Origin of the sequence: Micromonospora sp. NPDC002575, assembly GCF_042889525.1 — a bacterium.
GTDB lineage: Bacteria > Actinomycetota > Actinomycetes > Mycobacteriales > Micromonosporaceae > Micromonospora > Micromonospora carbonacea.
The window spans coordinates 39,442-58,320 of sequence record NZ_JBIARA010000008.1 but is presented as its reverse complement, the minus strand read 5'-3'; the positions used below and the strand labels follow the sequence as shown (position 1 = coordinate 58,320).

At 77.3% G+C, this 18,879-nt stretch carries 5 protein-coding genes; all 5 read left to right on the top strand.

What is annotated here, in order from left to right; translation table 11 throughout:
- The first annotated feature begins 591 nt into the window (after positions 1 to 591).
- From ACFYWL_RS14440 to ACFYWL_RS14420, 5 genes are read left to right on the top strand one after another with little or no spacing between them, the layout of a single operon-like run.
- Positions 592 to 4,308, top strand: a complete 3,717-nt coding sequence (locus ACFYWL_RS14440) for an amino acid adenylation domain-containing protein (protein ID WP_386972126.1) — start codon at positions 592 to 594, stop codon at positions 4,306 to 4,308.
- Entirely contained in the window at positions 4,305 to 7,454 is a 3,150-nt protein-coding gene (locus tag ACFYWL_RS14435; protein ID WP_386972123.1) for a thioesterase domain-containing protein, read from the top strand. Before ACFYWL_RS14440 ends, ACFYWL_RS14435 begins: the two co-directional genes overlap by 4 nt.
- Positions 7,451 to 9,760 carry a lantibiotic dehydratase gene (locus ACFYWL_RS14430; protein ID WP_386972120.1) on the top strand — a complete coding sequence of 770 codons (2,310 nt, stop codon included), beginning with the start codon at positions 7,451 to 7,453 and terminating at the stop codon, positions 9,758 to 9,760. Before ACFYWL_RS14435 ends, ACFYWL_RS14430 begins: the two co-directional genes overlap by 4 nt.
- Complete coding sequence (locus ACFYWL_RS14425; protein WP_386972117.1) at positions 9,757 to 13,302, top strand: amino acid adenylation domain-containing protein; 3,546 nt, start codon at positions 9,757 to 9,759, stop codon at positions 13,300 to 13,302. The genes ACFYWL_RS14430 and ACFYWL_RS14425 overlap by 4 nt, the downstream gene beginning before the upstream one ends.
- An 11-nt stretch (positions 13,303 to 13,313) precedes the next feature.
- A complete protein-coding gene (locus tag ACFYWL_RS14420) occupies positions 13,314 to 18,845 on the top strand; it encodes an SDR family NAD(P)-dependent oxidoreductase (protein WP_386972114.1) in 5,532 nt (1,843 codons plus the stop codon).
- Positions 18,846 to 18,879 lie beyond the last annotated feature (34 nt).

Genomic DNA, 18,879 nt, shown 5'->3' with positions numbered 1-18,879 from the left:
CGGTGGTGGGGGCGCACGAGTGTCCGGGGTGGCCCTGATCCCGTCGGCCTGGGCGCGCGTGGCTTGGGGCTGGTGGCGCCGGGTGGGCGTTCGGTGGCCGGTTGCGGTGGAATCGCGTCGGCGTGTCGTGTCGCGGAGGTGGCCAGGGTTCGGGGCCGAGGTCTCCTTGGTGCCCCGACGGGCAGAGGCCGGCGGGCTTGGCCGACGCGGAATGCGGCGGGGCCCGTCCGGGCCCCGTTTCGGCGTACGATGACAGGCGTCCGGGCCCGCCCGGCATCGCCCTTCCTGAGCTGCCGTTAAGGACCGCCCACATAGGAAAATCAACGGTCACCAGGTGCTTTGGCCGCAAGATTACTTGCTGGTACATCCCTAAGCTGAAACTCATGTGCGCGCTAGGGGGATGATCGGGTGAATCTTGCCGGCCGTCCCGGGTCGCGTCCGTCGGCTGTTCGGTCCGACTCTGATTGATGATCTTGCCGCCCAGGCATCGAGTCCTATGCTGCATCCATTGTGAAGTCCTGGGGGGGATCGTGATCACGATGCTTGGATGCTGCGCGCCCGTCGGCGCGGCGACGACCCGCGCCCACTGACATGGAAATATACAACATCATTTATCGTTTCGCTGACCGTTCGGCGACTTTCGCCGACCGACCGGCCCTGCTCGGCGACGGCCAATCGGTCAGCTACGCGAGCCTCGCCGCCTCGGCGGGCGGCCACGCCGCGCTGCTCGCCGCCGCCGGGGTCCGCCCCGGCGACCGGGTGGCCCTGCTGACCCCGCACGGCGCGCCCACCGTCGCCGCGATCCTCGGCGCGCTCGCCGCCGGGGCCGCGTACGTGCCGCTGGATCCGGGCTTCCCCGCCGACCGGCTGCGCCACATGCTCGCCGCCGCGCGGGTGCGCGCCGTGCTGACCGCGCCCGAGCACCGGGACCTGGCCGACCGGCTGACCGCCGAGCGCCAGGAAAGCGCCGAGGGTCAGGAAGCCGCCGGCCGGCCCGGCCCCGAGCACCAGGGACCGGTCGACCCTTCTCGGACCGTCGTGCTGACCACCGACGTGGTCACCCCCGCCCCGCTGCGCCCCGTGCCGGTCGACCCCGACGCCCTCGCCTACGTGCTGTTCACCTCCGGCTCGACCGGGCTGCCGAAGGCCGTCGGGCAGACCCACCGCAACCTCGCCCACGTCGTCGACAACCAGATCACCACCCTCGGCATCGGCCCCGACGACCGGCTCAGCCTGCTCGCCTCGTTCAGCTTCGACGCGGCCATCCCCGACCTGTACCCGGCGCTGCTCACCGGGGCCGCCGTCGTCCCCGTCGACCTGCGCCGGCACGGGCTGGCCCACGCCGTCGACCAGCTCGACCGGCACCGGGTCACCGTCTACCACTCCACCCCGACCGTCTACCGGTTCCTGCTCGACGCCCTCGGCGACCGGCGGCTCACCAGCGTCCGGGCGGTGCTGCTCGGCGGCGAGCAGGCCACCCACGCCGACGCCGCCCGGGGCCGGGACCGGTTCGCCCCGGGCTGCGTGCTGGTCAACGGGTACGGCGCGACCGAGATGACGTTCGCCGCCCGGTACGCGCTGCCGCTGGCCGACGCCGACCCGGCCGCCACCGGCCCGCTGCCGATCGGCAGCGCGCTGCCCGGCTACGAGCTGCACCTGGCCACCGCCGAGACCGGCGAAGTCGCCGCCGACACAGCCGAAGCCGCCGGCGACAGCGCCGACACCAACGCCACCGGGGAGATCGTCGTGCGGGGGCGGCACGTCGCGCCCGGTTACCTCGACCGCGCCGACGACCGGTTCGCCCGCGACGGCGACGGGGTGTGGTCGTACCGGACCGGGGACCTCGGGGCGCGGCTGCCCGGCGGCGACCTCGTCTGCCTCGGCCGGCTCGACCGGCAGGTCAAGGTGCGCGGGTTCCGCGTCGAGCTGACCGAGATCGAGGCCGTCCTCGCCGCCTGCCCGGGCGTCGGCGCGGTCCGGGCGATCGCCCGCGGCGGCGAGCTGATCGCGTACGCCCGCCCGGCCGGCGGGGTCCTCGACCCGGCGGCCCTGCGCGCCGCCCTCGCCCGGCGGCTGCCGGACTACGCCCTGCCCCGGGCCGTCGTCGTGGTCGACGAGTTCCCGCTCACCGTCACCGGCAAGATCGACGAGCGGGCGCTGCCCGACCCGGCCGCCGAAGCCACCGCCGCAGCGGAGGCGGCCGACCAGGCGCCGGCCACCGCCACCGAGCGGGCCGTGCACGACATCTGGTGCGCCGTGCTGGGCCGCGAGGCGGTCGCCCGCACCGCCGGCTTCTTCGACGTCGGCGGCCAGTCACTGCTGCTCGGCGTGGTACAGCAGCGGCTCGCCGCCCGGTTCGGGGTGCGGGTGCCCCTGCTGCGGCTGTTCGAGAACCCGACGATCGAGGCACAGGCCCGCCTGGTCGACGCGCCGGCCGCGCCTGACCGCGCGCCCGTGGGGCCGGCGCCGGCCGCGCCGGCCACGGCCGCCCGCGAGTACACCGGCGACGAGATCGTCGTCGTCGGGCTCGCCGGCCGCTTCCCCGGCGCGCCCGACCCCGCCACCTTCTGGTGGAACCTCTGCGCCGGCGTCGACGCCATCCACGACCACACCGACGAGGAGCTGGCCGCGCTGGGCATCGGCCCCCGGCTGCTCGCCGACCCCCGGCACGTGCGGGCCGCCGGCCGGCTCGACGGCGTGGCCGACTTCGACGCCGACTTCTTCGCCTTCGGCGCGCAGGAGGCCGCCCGCACCGACCCGCAGCACCGGCTGTTCCTGGAGACGGCGTGGGAGGCCCTCGAAGACGCCGGGCACGACCCGTCCCGGTTCCCCGGCCTGGTCGGCGTCTACGCCGCCACCTCCGCCAACCGCTACTTCCTGTTCCACCTGATGGACAACCCGGCGGTCGTCGGCGATGTCGACCCCGACGACTGGGAGGCCCGGCTGGTCGGCCGGCAGTTCACCGACCACCTGCCCGGCCAGGTCGCCTACCGCCTCGGGCTCACCGGGCCGGCGCTGGCCGTGCAGAGCGCCTGCTCCAGCTCGCTGGTCGCGGTCTGCGTCGCCGCCCAGAGTCTCGCCGACTACCAGTGCGACATCGCCCTGGCCGGCGGGGTCAACGTGACCTGGCCCCGCTACCGGCACACCCCCGGCGGCATGGCGTCCCCGGACGGGCGGTGCCGCGCCTTCGACGAGGCCGCCAACGGCTCCGGCTTCGGCTCCGGCGTCGGGGTCGTCGCGCTGCGCCGGCTCGCCGACGCGCAGGCCGACGGGGACCGGATCTACGCGGTGCTGCCCGGCTGGGCGGTCAGCAACGACGGCGCGGACCGGGCCGGCTTCGCGGTCCCGGGGCCGTCGGGGCAGGCCGCCGCCGTGGCCGGCGCGCTCGCCGCCGCCGAGGTCGACCCCGGCGAGGTACGCCTCATCGAGGCGCACGGCAGCGGCACGCCGCTCGGCGACGCCCTGGAGGTCGCCGCCCTGCACGAGGTGTACGGGGGCGCCGCGCCCGCCGAGAGCTGCGCGCTCGGCTCGGTGAAGACCAACATCGGCCACCTCGACGCCGCCGCCGGCATCGCCGGCCTGATCAAGGCGGTGCTCGCCGTCCAGCACGGTGTCATCCCGCCGAACCTGCACTTCACCCGCCCGCACCCCGAGATCGACCTGGCCGGCGGCCCGTTCTACGTGCCGACGAAGGCCCGGGACTGGCCGCAGGCCGCCCGCCGGGTGGCCGGGGTCAGCTCGTTCGGGCTCGGCGGCACCAACGCCCACGTCGTCGTCGAGCAGCCGCCCCCCGTCGACGCCGGGGACCCCGATGCAGCCGCCGCCCCGGACGCGGTCGCGCACCTGCTGCCGGTGTCGGCGCGTACCCCCGTGGCGCTGCGGGCGGCGCTGCGCCGGCTGCGGCAGCACCTGGCCGGGGCGTCCCCGGCGTTGGCCGAGGTGGCCGCCACCCTCGCGTTGGGCCGCCGGGAGTTCGGCTGCCGGGCGGCGGTCGTCGCCACCGACCTCGCCGCCGCCCTCGCCGGCCTGGACGAGCTGCTCGACTCCGTCGGCTTGGACGAGCTGCCCGCCGCCGCCGGCCCGGCCGAGCTGCCCGCCGCCGGGCCGGCCGAGCTGCCCGCCGCCGACGCCCGGGTCGCCGGACCGGACGGCGAGCTGCGGGACGTGGCCCTCGACTGGGTCGCCGGCCGCGACGTCGACTGGGCGGCCCTGCACCCCGAGGGCGGCGTGCGGCGCACCGGGCTGCCCACGTACCCCTTCCAACGTCAGCGGCACTGGATCGACCCCCCTCAGAAAGGCGCGCGGTGAACTGGTTCCTCTCCGCCGGAAGCCGACCCCAGGCGCCGGTGCGGTTGTTCTGCCTGCCCTACGCCGGGGCCGGGGCCAGCGCGTTCCGCGACTGGCAGCGGGCCTTCGGCGCGGACGTCGAGGTGCTGCCGGTGCAGCTTCCCGGGCGGGAGAACCGGATCAGCGAGGACCCGAACTTCACCGTCCCCGACGTCGCCGCCGCGATCGCCGGGCGGGTCGACCGCCCGTACGCGATCTACGGCCACTCGATGGGCGGGCGGGTCGGCTTCGAGGTGGTCCGCGAGCTGCGCCGCACCGGCGGGCCGCTGCCGCTGCGGCTGTACGTTGGCGGGGCGCGCGCCCCGCACGTCGACGACGCGAGCCTGTTCGACGGGCTGTCCACGGTGGACGACGAGGAGCTGCTGCGCCGCCTCGGCGACGGCGGCGGGCTGCCGCCGGAGGTGCTGGCCCACCCCGAGCTGGTGGAGCTGCTGCTGCCGCTGCTGCGCGCCGACTTCGGCCGGGTCGACAGCTACCGGTACGTCCCGGGCGAGCCGCTGCCGGTGCCGGTGGTCGCGTTCAGCGGCCGGTCCGACCGGGCGGTCAGCCCCGCGCAGAACGCCGCCTGGGAGCGGCACACCGCCGCCGGGTTCACCCTGCACGAGATCGACGGCGGGCACTTCTTCCTGCACGAGCGCCTGCCCGAGCTGGTCGCCGCGATCCGCGCCGACCTCACCGACGCCCTGCGGGGCGCCGCCGCCGTCCGGGTCGCCGGCGCACACGGGACCGTGCCGGCCCCGGACGGCCCGGCGGAGCAGGCGACCGCCACGACGGGGGACGGGGCCGACGAGGCCGGCGCGCACCGGGTGCCGCTGGGCGACACCGGCTGGTCGGTGTGGCGCGACGCGATCCTGCGTACCACCGGGTTCCCCGCCGACGGGCTCACCGTGCTGTCCGCGCCGCAGGCCGCCGCGGCGGCCGACGACCTCCTCGCCACCGGCGACGGCGCGGAACGGTTCGACAAGGAGTTCGCCGAGGCGCTCACCGCCGCCGCCGGCCGGCTCAACGAGCTGGCCGCCGACCCGCTGCTGCGCGAGGCCGTCACCTGGCAGAACCGCAACGCCCTGCTCGCCCTCGACGGGCTGGCCCGCGCCGACGCCGACGCGCCCCGCAACGTGCGCCGCCGCGACCGCGAGCGGGCCCTGCTGAAGTACTGGCAGCGCTACTGCGGCAAGAACGAGACCGTCGGGTTCTTCGGCCCGAGCTGCTGGGTCACCCTCGACCCCGGGCAGGCCGACACCGCGCGGGTGCGCCCCGGCCCGGCCCTGACCCGGCGGCGCTGGGTGTGGTTCGAGTCGTGGGCGCTGTCCGCGTACGCCGACCGCGTCGGCGCGGACCTGGCCGTGCGGCAGTGGTGGCCGCCGCTGCTCCAGCCGCACCTGAGCCTGCGCGACCGGTCGGTGCTGCGCCCCGGCCGACCGCCGGTCACCCTCACCCCCGTCGAGGCGGCCCTGCTCGCCGCCGCCGACGGCCACCGCAGCGCCCGCGACCTGGTCGCCGACCCGGCGATCGGGCTGCGCCGCCCCGACGACGGGTACGCCCTGCTCGACCGCCTCGTCGAGCGGGAGCTGATCACCTGGGACGCCAACCTGCCCGTCGCACCCGACGCCGAGGCGGCCCTCGCGGCCCGCATCGACGCCATCGGCGACGAGCCGGCCCGGCTCGCCGCCCGCGCCGGCCTCGACCGCCTGCGCGCCGCCCGCGACGAGGTGGCCGACGCCGCCGGCGACCCCGACCGGCTGCGCGCCGCCCTCGACCGGCTCGACGCCACGTTCACCGAGCTGACCGGCCAGCCCGCCCGCCGCCGCGCCGGCCAGATGTACGCCGGCCGCACCCTCTGCTACGAGGATACCGCCCGCGACCTCGACGTGAGCTTCGGCGCGCCGCTGCTGGCCGACCTCGCCGCACCCCTCGCCGTGCTGCTGCGGGCCGCCCGGTGGCTGGCCGGCGAGCTGGAGCAGGCGTACGGGGCGACGTTCCGCGACCTCTACGACGAGCTGCGCGCCGACGCCGGGGACGGCCCCGTCGGTCTGGCCGACCTGTGGTTCCTCGTGCAGGGCCTGTTCTGGGGCGCCGGCGAGCGGCCCGTCGACGCCGTCGCCGCCGAGTTCGCCGCCCGCTGGGCGGGCCTGTTCGGCCTCGCCGACCTGCCCGAGGGCGCCACCGAGGTGCGGCTGGCCGTCGCCGACCTGGCCGACCGGGTCGCGCAGGTGTTCCCCGACCGGCCCAGCGACTGGACCAGCGGCCGGCTGCACAGCCCCGACCTCCAGCTCTGCGCCGCCGACGCCGACGCCCTCGCCCGGGGCGACTACACCGCCGTGCTCGGCGAGCTGCACGCCGCCTGGCCGTCCTTCGACTGCCAGGTGTTCACCCCGTCCCATCCGGACGTGGCGCGGCTGCGCGCGGCGCTCGCCGCCGACCTCGGCGAGCACCGGATCCGGCTGCTGTTCCCCGCCGACTGGCCCCGGCGCACCAGCCGCACCGCCGAGGCGCTGACCGGCCCCACCGACCGACAGCTCGCGTTCCTGCCCGCCCCCGGTGTCGACCCCGACCGGGTGCTGCCCACCGTCGACCTCACCGTCTCCGACGAGGACGGCCGGCTCGTCGTCACCGCCCGCGACGGGGCGCGCTGGCCGCTGACCGAGGTGTTCGCCGGGCTGCTCAGCGCCCACGCCGTCGACGGGTTCAAGCTGGTCGCCGCCGCCCCGTACACGCCCCGGATCACGCTGGACCGGCTGGTGGTGGCCCGGCAGACGTGGCGTACCACAGTGGGGGAGAGCGGCCTGGCCGACGTCACCGCCGAGCGGGACCGGTTCCTCGCCGTGCGCCGCTGGCGGCGTGACCTCGGCCTGCCCGAGCGGGTCTACGTCAAGCTCGGCACCGAGACCAAGCCCTGCTTCGTCGACCTGTCCAGCCCCGCGTACGCCGCCATGTTCGCCGCGATGGTGCGGGCCGCCCGCACCGACGGCGGCGACGCGGTGTCGCTGACCGTCAGCGAGATGCTGCCGACACCCGAGGACGCGTGGGTGCCCGACGCCGCCGGCCGCCGCTACTTCAGCGAGCTGCGGCTGCACATCGTCGACGACCAGTGGCGGGCCGCGCCGTGAGCCACCTGCTGCCACTCGGCGACACCGGCTGGTCGGTGTGGCGGGACGTGCTGCTGCGTACCGCCGGGTTCCCCGCCGCCGGCCTCGACCTGCTCGCCGCGCCCGAGGCCGCCGCGGCGGCCGACGCGCTGCTGGCCGGCGAGGCCACCACCGAGGGGTACGACAAGGAGCTGGCCGCCGCCCTGGCCCGCTCCTCCGCCGCGCTCGCCGGGATCTGCGCCGACCCGGGAGTGCGGGAGGCGGTTACCTGGCAGAACCCGGAGATGCTCGTCGCCCTCGACGGGCTGCTGCGCACCGACCCGGCCGTGCGCAACAAGCCCCGCCGCAAGCGGGAGATCGCGGTGCTGCGCTATTGGCAGCGCTACTGCGGCAAGGCCGAGACCATCGGCTTCTTCGGCCCGGTCTGCTGGGGCACCTTCGACCCGGACACCCCGCACACCCGGCTGACCCCCGGCCCGGGGCTGGTCGCCCGCCGCGAGGTGCACCTGGAGGCGTGGGCGCTCGCCGCGTACGCCGACCGGCTCGCCGCCGACCCGGCGGTACGCCGCTGGTGGGCCCCGGTGCTGCCGCCCCACCTGCGGCTCGACGGCCGCCGGCTGTGCCCGCCGCTGGCCCCGGCGGTGGAGCTGACCGCCGTGGAGGCCCGGCTGCTCGCCGGCTGCGACGGCCGCACCCCCGCCCGGGAGATCGTGGCGCGGCTGTGCGCCGACGGCGACGCCGGCCTGCGCCGCGCCGACGACGGCTACCTGCTGCTCGACCGGCTCGTCGAGCGGGGCCTGCTGACCTGGGACGCCGGCCTGCCCAACAACCCGCGGGCGGTGCGGGTGCTCGCCGCGCGGATCGCCGCCGTCGGCGACCCGGAGCTGCGCGCCGACCTGGCCGCCGGCCTCGACCGGCTCACCGCCGCCCGCGACGCCGTGGCCGCCGCCGCCGGCGACCCCGACCGGCTCGCCGCCGCCCTCGCCGCCCTCAACGCCGCGTTCACCGCCGCCACCGGGGAGCCGGCGACCCGGCACGGCGGGCAGATGTACACGGGCCGCACCGTCGTCTACGAGGAGACGACGCGGAACCTGGAGTTCGCCGTCGGGTCGGCCGTCCTCGACGCCCTCGCCGCGCCCCTGGCGATCGTGCTGCGGGCCGCCCGCTGGCTGACCGCCGAGATCGGCGCGGCCTGCGAGCGGGTCCTCGGCGAGCTGCACGCCGAGCTGGCCGCCGACGGGCCGGTGCGGCTGGCCGACATGTGGTCCCTCGCGCAGGGGCTCATCCTCGCCCCGGACGGCCCCGTCGCCGTGGCCAGCGCCGGCTTCACCGCCCGCTGGGCCGAGCTGTTCGGGCTCGCCGACGTCGCCGCCGACCAACCGGAGCTGCGGCTGCGCAGCGCCGACCTGGCCGGGCCGGCCGAGGCGCTGTTCCCCGCCGCCGCGCCGGGCTGGCCCACCGCCCGCGTGCACAGCCCCGACGTGCAGGTCGCCGCGGCCGGCGTCGACGCGCTCAACGCCGGGGAGTTCCAGCTCGTCCTGGGCGAGCTGCACCCGGCGACCACGCCGTTCGACAGCGCCGTGTTCGCCCCGTTCCACCCCGACCCGGCCGCGCTGCGCGCCGCCGTGGACGCCGACCTGGGCCCGGCCCGGCTGCGGCTGCTGCCGCCGGTCGGGTTCCCCCGGCAGACCACCCGCACCACCTGGCACCTGCGGGGCCCGGCCGACCGGCAGGTCGGCGTCGACACGGCCCGGGGCGCGGACGTCACCGACCTGGTCGCCGCGAGCGCCGTACGGGTCGAGTCCGTCGCCGGCCGGCTCGTCGCGGTGCTGCCCGACGGGGCCCGCTGGCCGCTGGTCGAGGTGTTCGCCAACCTCCTCGGCGCGCTGCTGCTGGACAGCTTCAAGCTGCTCGCCCCCGCGCCGACGACGCCCCGGATCACCATCGACCGGCTGGTGGTGGCCCGGCGCACCTGGCGCACCACGGTCGCCGACAGCGGCCTGGCCGGGGCCGCCGGCGAGTCCGCGCGCTACCTCGCGGTGCGCCGCTGGCGGGCCCGCCTCGGCCTGCCCGAGCGGGTCTTCGTGAAGGTCGGCACCGAGGTCAAGCCCTGCTACGTCGACCTCACCGGCCCGCTGTACGCCCAGTCGCTGTGCGCCATGGCCGACGCCGCCGCCCGCACCGACCCGGCCGTCACGCTCACCGTCAGCGAGCTGCTGCCGGCCCCCGCCGACGCCTGGGTGGCCGACGCCGCCGGGCGCGGCTACGTCAGCGAGCTGCGCCTGCAGATCACCGATCCAGCCACCTACCGGGGGGAACACGGGTGACCGACATCCTGTCCATCAGCGCCGCGCACGGCGAGCCGCTGCCGTGGCCCGACGCGACGGTCGCCGAGCTGGTCGCCGCGCAGGCCGCGCGGACCCCCGGCGCGGTGGCGGTGCGGCAGTGGGACGAGCGGCTCACCTACCGGGAGCTGGTCGGCCGGGCCGCCGGGGTGGCCGCCGCGCTGCGCGAGCGCGGCGTCGGCCGGCACAGCCGGGTCGGGGTGTGCGGGCACCGCCGGCCGGACCTGGTGGTGACGGTTCTCGGCGTGCTGCTCGCCGGCGCGTGCTACGTGCCGCTGGAGCCCGGCGGCCCCCGCCGCCGGCTGCGGGAGATCGCCGCCGACGCCGGGGTGCGCGTCGTCGTCGGCGACGCCGCCGAGGCCGAGTTCGGGGACGTTCCCGGCGTGACGGCGCTCGGGCTGCCCGGCCCCGCGCCGCTGGCCCCCTGCCCGGCCCGGCCCGGCGACCCCGCGTACGTGCTGTTCACCTCCGGCTCCACCGGCCGGCCCAAGGGCGTGCTCACCACCCACCGCAACGTCGTCGAGTTCGTCACCGGCTGCGCGGCCCTGACCGGCGCGGACGCGTCGGTGCGCAGCCTCGGCATCGCCTCCCTCGGCTTCGACGCCGCCACGATGGACCTGTTCGTGCCGCTGCTGCTCGGCGGCACGGTGCAGCTCGTCGGCGTCGACGACCGGTCCGACCCGGCGCGGCTGGCCCGGTTCGTCGCCGCCCACGAGGTCAACTGGGGCTTCATCACCCCGACCGTGCTGTCCATGCTGGACCCGGCCGAGCTGCCCGGCTGGCGCACCGTGCTCTGCGGCGGCGAGGCCGTGCCCGCCGAGCTGGCCGCCCGCTGGGCCCCCGGCCGGCGTTTCGTCAATGGCTACGGCCCCACCGAGACCACCGTGCTGGCCGTCACCGCCGAGCTGACCGCCGCCGAGACCGACCCGGTGCCGATCGGCCGGCCGCTGCCCAACCACCGGGCGTACGTCGTCGACGCCGACCTGCGCCCCGTGCCGCCCGGCGAGACCGGCGAGCTGCTGATCGGCGGCCCCGGCCTGGCCGACGGATACCTCAACCGGCCCGGCCTGACCGCCGAGCGGTTCGTGCCCGACCCGTTCTCCGGCCTGCCCGGCGAGCGGCTGTACCGCACCGGCGACCTGGTCACCCAGGCCCCCGACGGGCGGATCGTCTACCTCGGCCGGGCCGACCGGCAGGTGAAGATCAGGGGGCAGCGCATCGAGCTGGGCGAGGTCGAGGCCGTCCTCGCCGGGCTGCCCGGCGTCGACCGGGTGGTGGCGGAGGCCGTCGACGGACCTGCCGGTGCCGAGCTGGTCGCGTTCCTCACCCCCGCCGACGCCCCCGACGACGCGGCGCTGCGCGCGTACGCCGAGCCGAGGCTGACCGCCGCGATGCGCCCCGCCCGGGTGCTGCGCCTGGCGGAGCTGCCGGTCAGCCCGACCACCGGGAAGCTGGACCGGCCGGCGCTGCGGGCCCTGGCTGCCGCCGCCCGGTCCGCGCCCGGGCCCGCCGACGTCGACGGCCCGGCCGGCGGCGACCCGGTCACCCGGGCGGTGGCCCGGGTGTGGGCGCGGCTGCTCGGCGCGGCTCCCGGCCCCGACACCGACTTCCTTGCCGCCGGTGGCAACTCCATCGCCGCGATGCGGCTGGTGGCGGCGCTGCGCGCCGAGCTCGGCCGCGCCGTGGACACCCGGGACGTGTTCGCCGGCCGCACCCTCGCCGGCCTGGTGCAGCGGATCACCGCCGCCGCCCCTGACGCCGGGGACGGGCTGACCACCGGCAACCCGCCGACGCTGTCCCCGCCGCAGCGGCGGCTGTGGTTCGTCGACCAGCTCGCGCCGAGCAGCGCGCCGTACAACATCGCGGTGGCCCACCGGCTGCGCGGCGAGCTGGACGTGCCGGCCCTCGGCGCGGCCCTGCGGGCGGTGGCCGAGCGGCACGACGTGCTGCGCTGGCGCATCCCGCAGACCGCCGGGGTGCCCTACGCGGTCTGCGCGGAGCCCACCGACGTGGCGGTGCCCGTGGTGGACCTGACCGGCGGCGACGACCCCGACGCCGAGCTGGCCCGGATGCTCGCCGACGGGGCGGCCCACGCGTTCGACCTGGCCACCGGCCCGCCCTGGCAGGTGACCGTCTACCGGCTCGGCCCGGCCGAGCACGTGCTCGCCGTCACCTGGCACCACGCCGTGTTCGACGGCTGGTCCGAGGCGGTGTTCTACGCCGACCTCGCCGTCGCGTACGCCCGCGCGGTGGCCGGCGCCGAGGCGACGCTGCCCGCCCCGGCGGCCCGCTACGCCGACTACGCCGTGTGGCGGGCCGAGCGGGACCGCCGCCGGGGCGACGCCGACCTCGCCTGGTGGACCGCGCACCTGGCCGGCGCGCCGACCGTGCTGGAGCTGCCCCGCGACCGGCCCCGCCCCGCCGTGCAGACGTACGCCGGGGTGGAGGCCGCCGTCACGTTCTCCGCCGGGGCCGACCGGGCGGTGCGGGCGCTGGCCGAGCGCCGCTCGACGACCGTGGCGGCGGTGCTGCTGGCCGGGTTCGGCGAGCTGCTGACCCGGCTCACCGGCGGCGACGACCACGTCGTCGGCGCGATCGTCGCCGACCGGCGGCTGGCCGCGTTCGACGACGTCGTCGGGTTCTTCATCGACACCGTCCCGGTGCGGGTCCGCACGGCCGGGGCGAGCTTCGCCGAGCTGGTCGACCGGTGCGCCGCCGAGCTGCACGACGCCACCGCCCACCCCGGCGCGCCGCTGGAGCGGATCGTGGAGGCCCTCGGCGTGGGCCGGGACACCTCCCGCGCCCCGCTGGTGCAGGTGCTGTTCAACGTGCTCAACTTCGCCGAGCCCCGGTTGGCGTTGCCCGGGCTGGCCGGCGGGCCGGTGCCGGTGCCGAAGCCGGGCTCGCCGTTCGACCTCACCGTCTACGTGGTGGAGCGGGCGGTCGCCGGGGCGGACGGGCCGGGCCGGCTCGGCGTCGAGGTGGTGTTCAACCCCGACCTGTTCGACGCCGACCGCGTCGAGGCGCTGCTGGCCGACCTGGCCGCCCTCGTCGGCGCGCTGGCCGCCGCGCCGCAGTCCCCGGCCGGGGAGGTGGCCGCCGAGCTGCCCCGGCCGACGGTGCGCACCGCCGGGCTCGGCGCGATGACCGTCGCCGCGTCCGCCGAGCCCGCCCGGCCGGTGGCGCTGCCGGCGGGGCCCGACGCGCTCACCGACACCGAGGAGCTGGTCGCCGGCATCTGGCGGGAGGTCCTCGGCCGCGACCGCGTCGGCGTGACCGACAACTTCTTCGACATCGGCGGGCACTCGCTCGCCCTGGCCGCCGTGCACGCCCGGCTGACCGCCGCCACCGGCCGGTCGATCGCGATGCTCGACCTGTTCCGCCACCCCACCGTCCGGGCCCTCGCCGCGCACCTCGACGGCGCGGCGGACCGGCCGGAGCTGGCCCGCGCCGCGCTGCGGGCCGCCGCCCGCCGCAGCCGCGCCCGACGTATCCCTCCCCGCCGCCCCGGCGGCACCGCATGAAGGACGACCTGATGGACAACGCGATCGACACCGACCACCCCGCCGACGACGGCATCGAGCCGATCGCGATCGTCGGGCTGGCCGCCCGGCTGCCCGGCGCGGCCGACGTGCACGAGTTCTGGCGCAACCTCGTCGACGGCGTCGAGTCGGTGACCGAGCTGACCCGCGAGGAGCAGATCGCCCGTGGGGTGTCGCCCGAGGAGGTCGACGACCCGGGCTGGGTCAGCCGCGCCCCGCTCGTCGACGGCTACGACGAGTTCGACGCCGGCCTGTTCGGGATGACCGCCCGGGAGGCCGAGGTCACCGACCCGCAGCACCGGCTGTTCCTGGAGACCTGCTACACCGCGCTCCAGGACGCCGGCTACGACCCGGCCCGCTACGACGGCGCCGTCGGCGTCTACGCGGGCACCGGCGCGGCGTCGTACCTCAACCGCAACGTGCTGCGCAACAAAAAGGTCGGCGGCAACCCGCACAGCGCCGTCTCCATCGCCACCAGCAACTCGCCGAACTACGTGGCGACGAACGTGTCGTACCGGCTGGACCTGCGGGGGCCGAGCCTGACCGTGCACACCGCCTGCTCCACGTCGCTTGTCGCGTTCCACCTGGCGTGCGAGGCGCTGCGCAACGGCGAGTGCGACATGGCCCTGGCCGGCGGCGTCAACATCGAGCTGCCGCAGGCGGGCTACCTCGGCATGGACGGCTTCACCTCCCCCGACGGGCGGTGCCGGCCGTTCGACGCCGCCGCGAACGGCACCGTGTGGGGCAGCGGCGTGGGGGTGACGCTGCTCAAGCGGCTCTCCGACGCGATCGCCGACGGCGACCACATCCGGGCCGTGGTGCTCGGCAACGCCATCAACAACGACGGGGCCGGCAAGGTCGGCTTCACCGCGCCCAGCGTGGACGGGCAGATGGAGGCCGTCGCCCAGGCCGTCGGGATGGCCGGGGTCGACCCGCGCACCATCAGCTACGTCGAGGCGCACGGCACCGGCACCGCGATGGGCGACCCGATCGAGGTGGCCGCCCTGTCGGCGGTCTACACGAAGGACACCGACGACCGGGGCTGGTGCGGCATCGGGTCGGTCAAGTCCAACATCGGCCACCTCAGCCAGCCCTCCGGCATCGTCAGCGTGATCAAGACGGTGCTGGCGATGGAGCACGGGCTGATCCCGCCGACGATCAACTACGAGACCCCGAACCCGGCGATCGAGTTCGCCGACACCCCGTTCTACGTGGCGAACACCCTCACCAAGTGGGACACCGACGGCGCGCCGCGCCGCGCCGGGGTCAGCTCCTTCGGCATCGGCGGCACCAACGCCCACGTGGTGCTCCAGGAGGCCCCGCCGGCGCAGCCGGTCGACCGGCGGGTGCGCCCGGCGCAGCTGCTGCACGTCTCGGCGAAGACCGCCACCGCCCTCGACGCCGCCGTGGACCGGCTCGCCGAGCACCTCGCCGGCAACCCCGACGGCGGGGCCGCGCACCTCGCCGACGTCGCGCACACCCTGCGGGTGGGCCGCCAGCAGTACGCCCACCGCCTCGCCGTGGCCGCCACCGACCTGCCCGACGCGGTCGCCGCGCTGCGCAACCCCCGGCGCGCGACGCGCGGGGTGACCGACGGGCCCGCCCCGAAGGTGGGTTTCCTCTTCTCCGGCCAGGGTTCCCAGTTCGTCGGGATGGGCGCGCAGCTCTACGCCGAGGAGCCCGCCTACGCGGCCGTGGTCGACGAGTGCGCCGAGCTGCTCCGCCCCGAGCTGGGCCTGGACCTGCGGGAGGTGATCCTCGGCCGGCACCCGGAGGCGGCCGAGCTGCTGGCGCAGACCCGCTACACCCAGCCCGCCCTGTTCGTCGTGGAGTACGCCCTGGCCGTCACCTGGCAGCGCTTCGGCGTGCGGCCGGCGGCGATGGTCGGGCACTCCATCGGCGAGTACGTCGCCGCGACCGTCGCCGGGGTGCTCGACCTGCCCGACGCGCTGAAGGTGGTGGCCGCCCGGGGCCGGCTCATGCAGTCCCTGCCGGCCGGGTCGATGCTGGCCGTGCCGCTGGACGAGTCGGTGGTCGCCGGGCTGCTGCCCGAGGGCGTGTCGATCGCCACGGTCAACGGGCCGGGCACCTGCGTGGTGGCCGGCGAGGCCGACGCGGTGGCCGCGTTCGCGGAGACGCTGAAGGCCACCCGCAAGGTCAAGAGCAAGGCGCTGCGCACCTCGCACGCGTTCCACTCGCCGATGATGGAGCCGATCCTTGCCGAGTTCACCGCGCTGATGGCCGCCGTGGCGCTGCGCGCGCCGCGCGTCCCGTTCGTGTCGAACGTCTCCGGCACCTGGATCACCGACGCGCAGGCCACCGACCCGGCGTACTGGGCGGCGCATTTGCGCCAGCCGGTGCGCTTCGGCGACGCGGTGGCCGCCGTGCTCGCCGAGGGCACCTGGGCCCTGGTCGAGTGCGGCCCCGGCCGGCAACTGGCCAACCTGGCCCGGATGCAGGTCGCCAAGGGCTCGACGCAGCAGCGGGCCCTGGTGCCGCTGGGCAGCCTCCCGGGCCCGGGGGAGCCGGCTGGCGACCTGGCGACGCTGCTGGCCACCGCCGGGGCGCTGTGGTGCGCCGGCCTGCCGGTGCGCACCGGCTCCGACCCGGCGGCCCGGCGGGTGCCGCTGCCGACGTACCCGTTCGAGCGCCGCCGCTACTGGGTCGACCCGGACCCGGTGGAGGCGGCAGCCGCCGCGCCCGCCGAGACGGGCCCCCGGCCGCTGCCGCAGTGGTTCGCCGTGCCGGTGTGGCGCCAGGCCGCGCCCGCGCCGGCCACCGCGCCGCTCGGCCGGTGCCTGGTGCTGGCCGACGGCCCGCGCGGGGAGGCGCTCGTCGCCGGCCTGCGCGCCGCGGGCGCCGACCCCGTCGTGGTACGCCCCGGCGACGCGTTCGCCGCCGCCTCCGAGGCCCCCGGCGCGGCCGGCACGGGGACCGGCAGCTTCACGCTGCGCCCCGCCGCGCGGGAGGACTTCGACGCGCTGGTCGCCGCCCTCGGCGACGACCTGCCGGGGCGGCTGGTGCATGCCCTCGCCCTCGACGGCGAGCCTGCCGGCACCGACATCGCCGCCACCCTCGCCGCCCAGGACCGGGGCTTCTTCAGCGCCCTGCACCTGGTGCAGGCCCTCGCCGGGGCCGGCCGCACCGGCGACGAGCGCCCGCTGGCCCTGGACCTGGTGACCGCCGGCATCGGCGACGTGACCGGTGCGGACCTGACCCGCCCCGAGCACGCCACCCTCGCCGGCCTGGCCCGGGTCCTGCCGGTGGAGCTGCCCGGGCTGACGGTGCGGCTGCTCGACGCCGACCCCGCCGCGACCGGCGCGGACGCCCTGGTCGCCGAGCTGCGCCGCCCGGTCGACCCGGAGCACCCGCAGGTGGCGCTGCGCGGCTCCCGCCGCTGGGTCACCGGCCACGAGCAGGTGACGGTCGACGCGGAGGCCGAGCCGGGCGCGCTGCGCGACGGCGGCCGGTACGTCATCACCGGCGGCCTCGGCGGCATCGGCATCACCCTCGCCGAGGACTTCGCCGCCCGCGCGAAGGCGAAGCTGGTGCTGCTGGCCCGCTCGGGCCTGCCGCCGCGCGAGCGGTGGGACGACCACCTCGCCGTGCACGGCGCGGACGACCGGGCGGGCCGGGCCATCGCCGCGATCCGCCGGATGGAGGCCGCCGGCGCGTCGGTGCTGGTCCTCGCCGCCGACGTCACCGACCCGGCCGACCTGCGCCGGGTCCGGGCTGCCGCCGAGACCGAGTTCGGCGGGATCGACGGGATCGTGCACGCCGCCGGCCTGCCCGGCGGCGGCATGGCCGAGGTGAAGGACCGCGCCGAGGCGGACCGGGTGCTCGCCCCGAAGCTCGCCGGCACCCTCGCCCTGGCCCAGGTCTTCGGCGACCTGCCGCTGGACTTCGTGGTGCTCTGCTCCTCGATCACCGCCGTGATCGGCGGCTTCGGACAGGTCGACTACTGCGCGGCCAACAACTTCCTCGACGCGCACGCCCGCGCTCGCGCCGGCTGGGCCGCGCCGGTGGTGTCGCAGAACTGGGGCGGCTGGGCCGAGGTCGGCATGGCGGCGGAGAGCACCGCGCCGGCCGGGTTCCGGGCGGTGACCCGGGACACCGTCACCGCCACGGTCGACCACCCGGTGCTCACCGCGCGGGTGACCGGCCCGGAGGGCACGGTGCTGCACGGGCTGGTCTCCGCCGCGACCCACTGGCTGCTCGACGAGCACCGCATCGGCGGGGTGCCGGTGGTGCCGGGCACCGCCCACCTGGAGTCGGTGCGCGCCGCCGTGGCCGCCGCCGTCGCGGCCCCCGGCCCCGACGCGGCGGTGGAGCTGCGCGACGTGGTGTTCCTGGAGCCGTTCTCGGTGCCCGACGGCACGATCGCCCAGTACCGGGTGGCGCTCACCGCCGCCGAGGACGGTGCCACGGAGTTCGTGGTGCAGAGCCTCGCCGCCGGGGTGCTGCGCACCCACGTGCGCGGCGCGGCCGGCTGGACCACCGAGCCCGCCCCGGCGGCGGCCGACGTGGCGGCGGTGGCCGCCCGCTCCCGCCGGGTCGACGACGACGCGTCGTTCGGCCGGGGCCGCGCCAGCATGCTCACCTTCGGGCCGCGCTGGCGGTCGCTGACCGCGCACCACCTCGCCGACGGCGAGGAGCTGGCGCTGGTGGAGGCGCCCGCCGAGGCCGCCGCCGACCTCGGCGCGTGGGGCCTGCACCCGGCCCTGCTGGACGTGGCCACCGCGTTCGGCCGGGGCCAGGGCTCCGGCACCTACCTGCCGCTGTCGTACGGGCGGATCGTGGTGCGCGGGCCGCTGCCCGCGCGGCTTTACAGCCACCTGCGCCACCGCGACGGCGGCACCGACGAGGTCGTCTCCGCCGACCTGACCCTCACCGACCCGGACGGGCGGGAACTGGTCTCGATCAGCGACTTCGTGCTGCGCCGGGTCGACGCGGCGGCGGTCACCGGCGGGCTCGCCGCCGACGGCAGGACCGCCGACGCCGACGCACCGGCGGCGGGCGCGCCCAGCGAGGACATCCGCCCGGTCGACGGCGCGGAGGCGTTCCGCCGCAGCCTCACCGCCGGCCTCGGCGCCCAGGTGGTGATCACCACCCGGTCGGTGGCCGACATCCGGGCCCGCGCCGCCCGGGTCACCACCGGAAGCCTGGAGTCGGAGGCCGACCCGGCGGTGTCGACGGCCACGGCGCAGGCCGGCGCGTCGGCCGCGCCGCGCACCGAGCTGGAGGCCACCATCGCCCAGGTGTGGCGCGACGGCCTCGGCGTGCCGGTGGTCGGCGTGGACGACGACTTCTTCGCCCTCGGCGGCAACTCCCTCGTCGCGGTGCAGCTCATCGCGTCGATGCGCAAGGCGACCGGGGTGCGGCTGCCGATGCGCAGCCTCTTCGAGACGCCCACCGTCGCCGGGCTCGCCGCCCGCATCGAGGAGCTGCGCGCCGAGGCGTCCGCCGCCGACGGGCCCCCGGCCCCGGCTCCGACCACGAGCATCCCGCGGCTGCCCCGCGCGTGAGCACCAGGGAAGCGGTCCCGCGCGTGAGCACCAC

Bases quoted from the DNA above. Each gene is read 5' to 3' on its own strand.
- ACFYWL_RS14440 (WP_386972126.1), top strand. From the start codon at position 592: ATGGAAATATACAACATCATTTATCGTTTCGCTGACCGTTCGGCGACT.
- ACFYWL_RS14420 (WP_386972114.1), top strand. From the start codon at position 13,314: ATGGACAACGCGATCGACACCGACCACCCCGCCGACGACGGCATCGAG.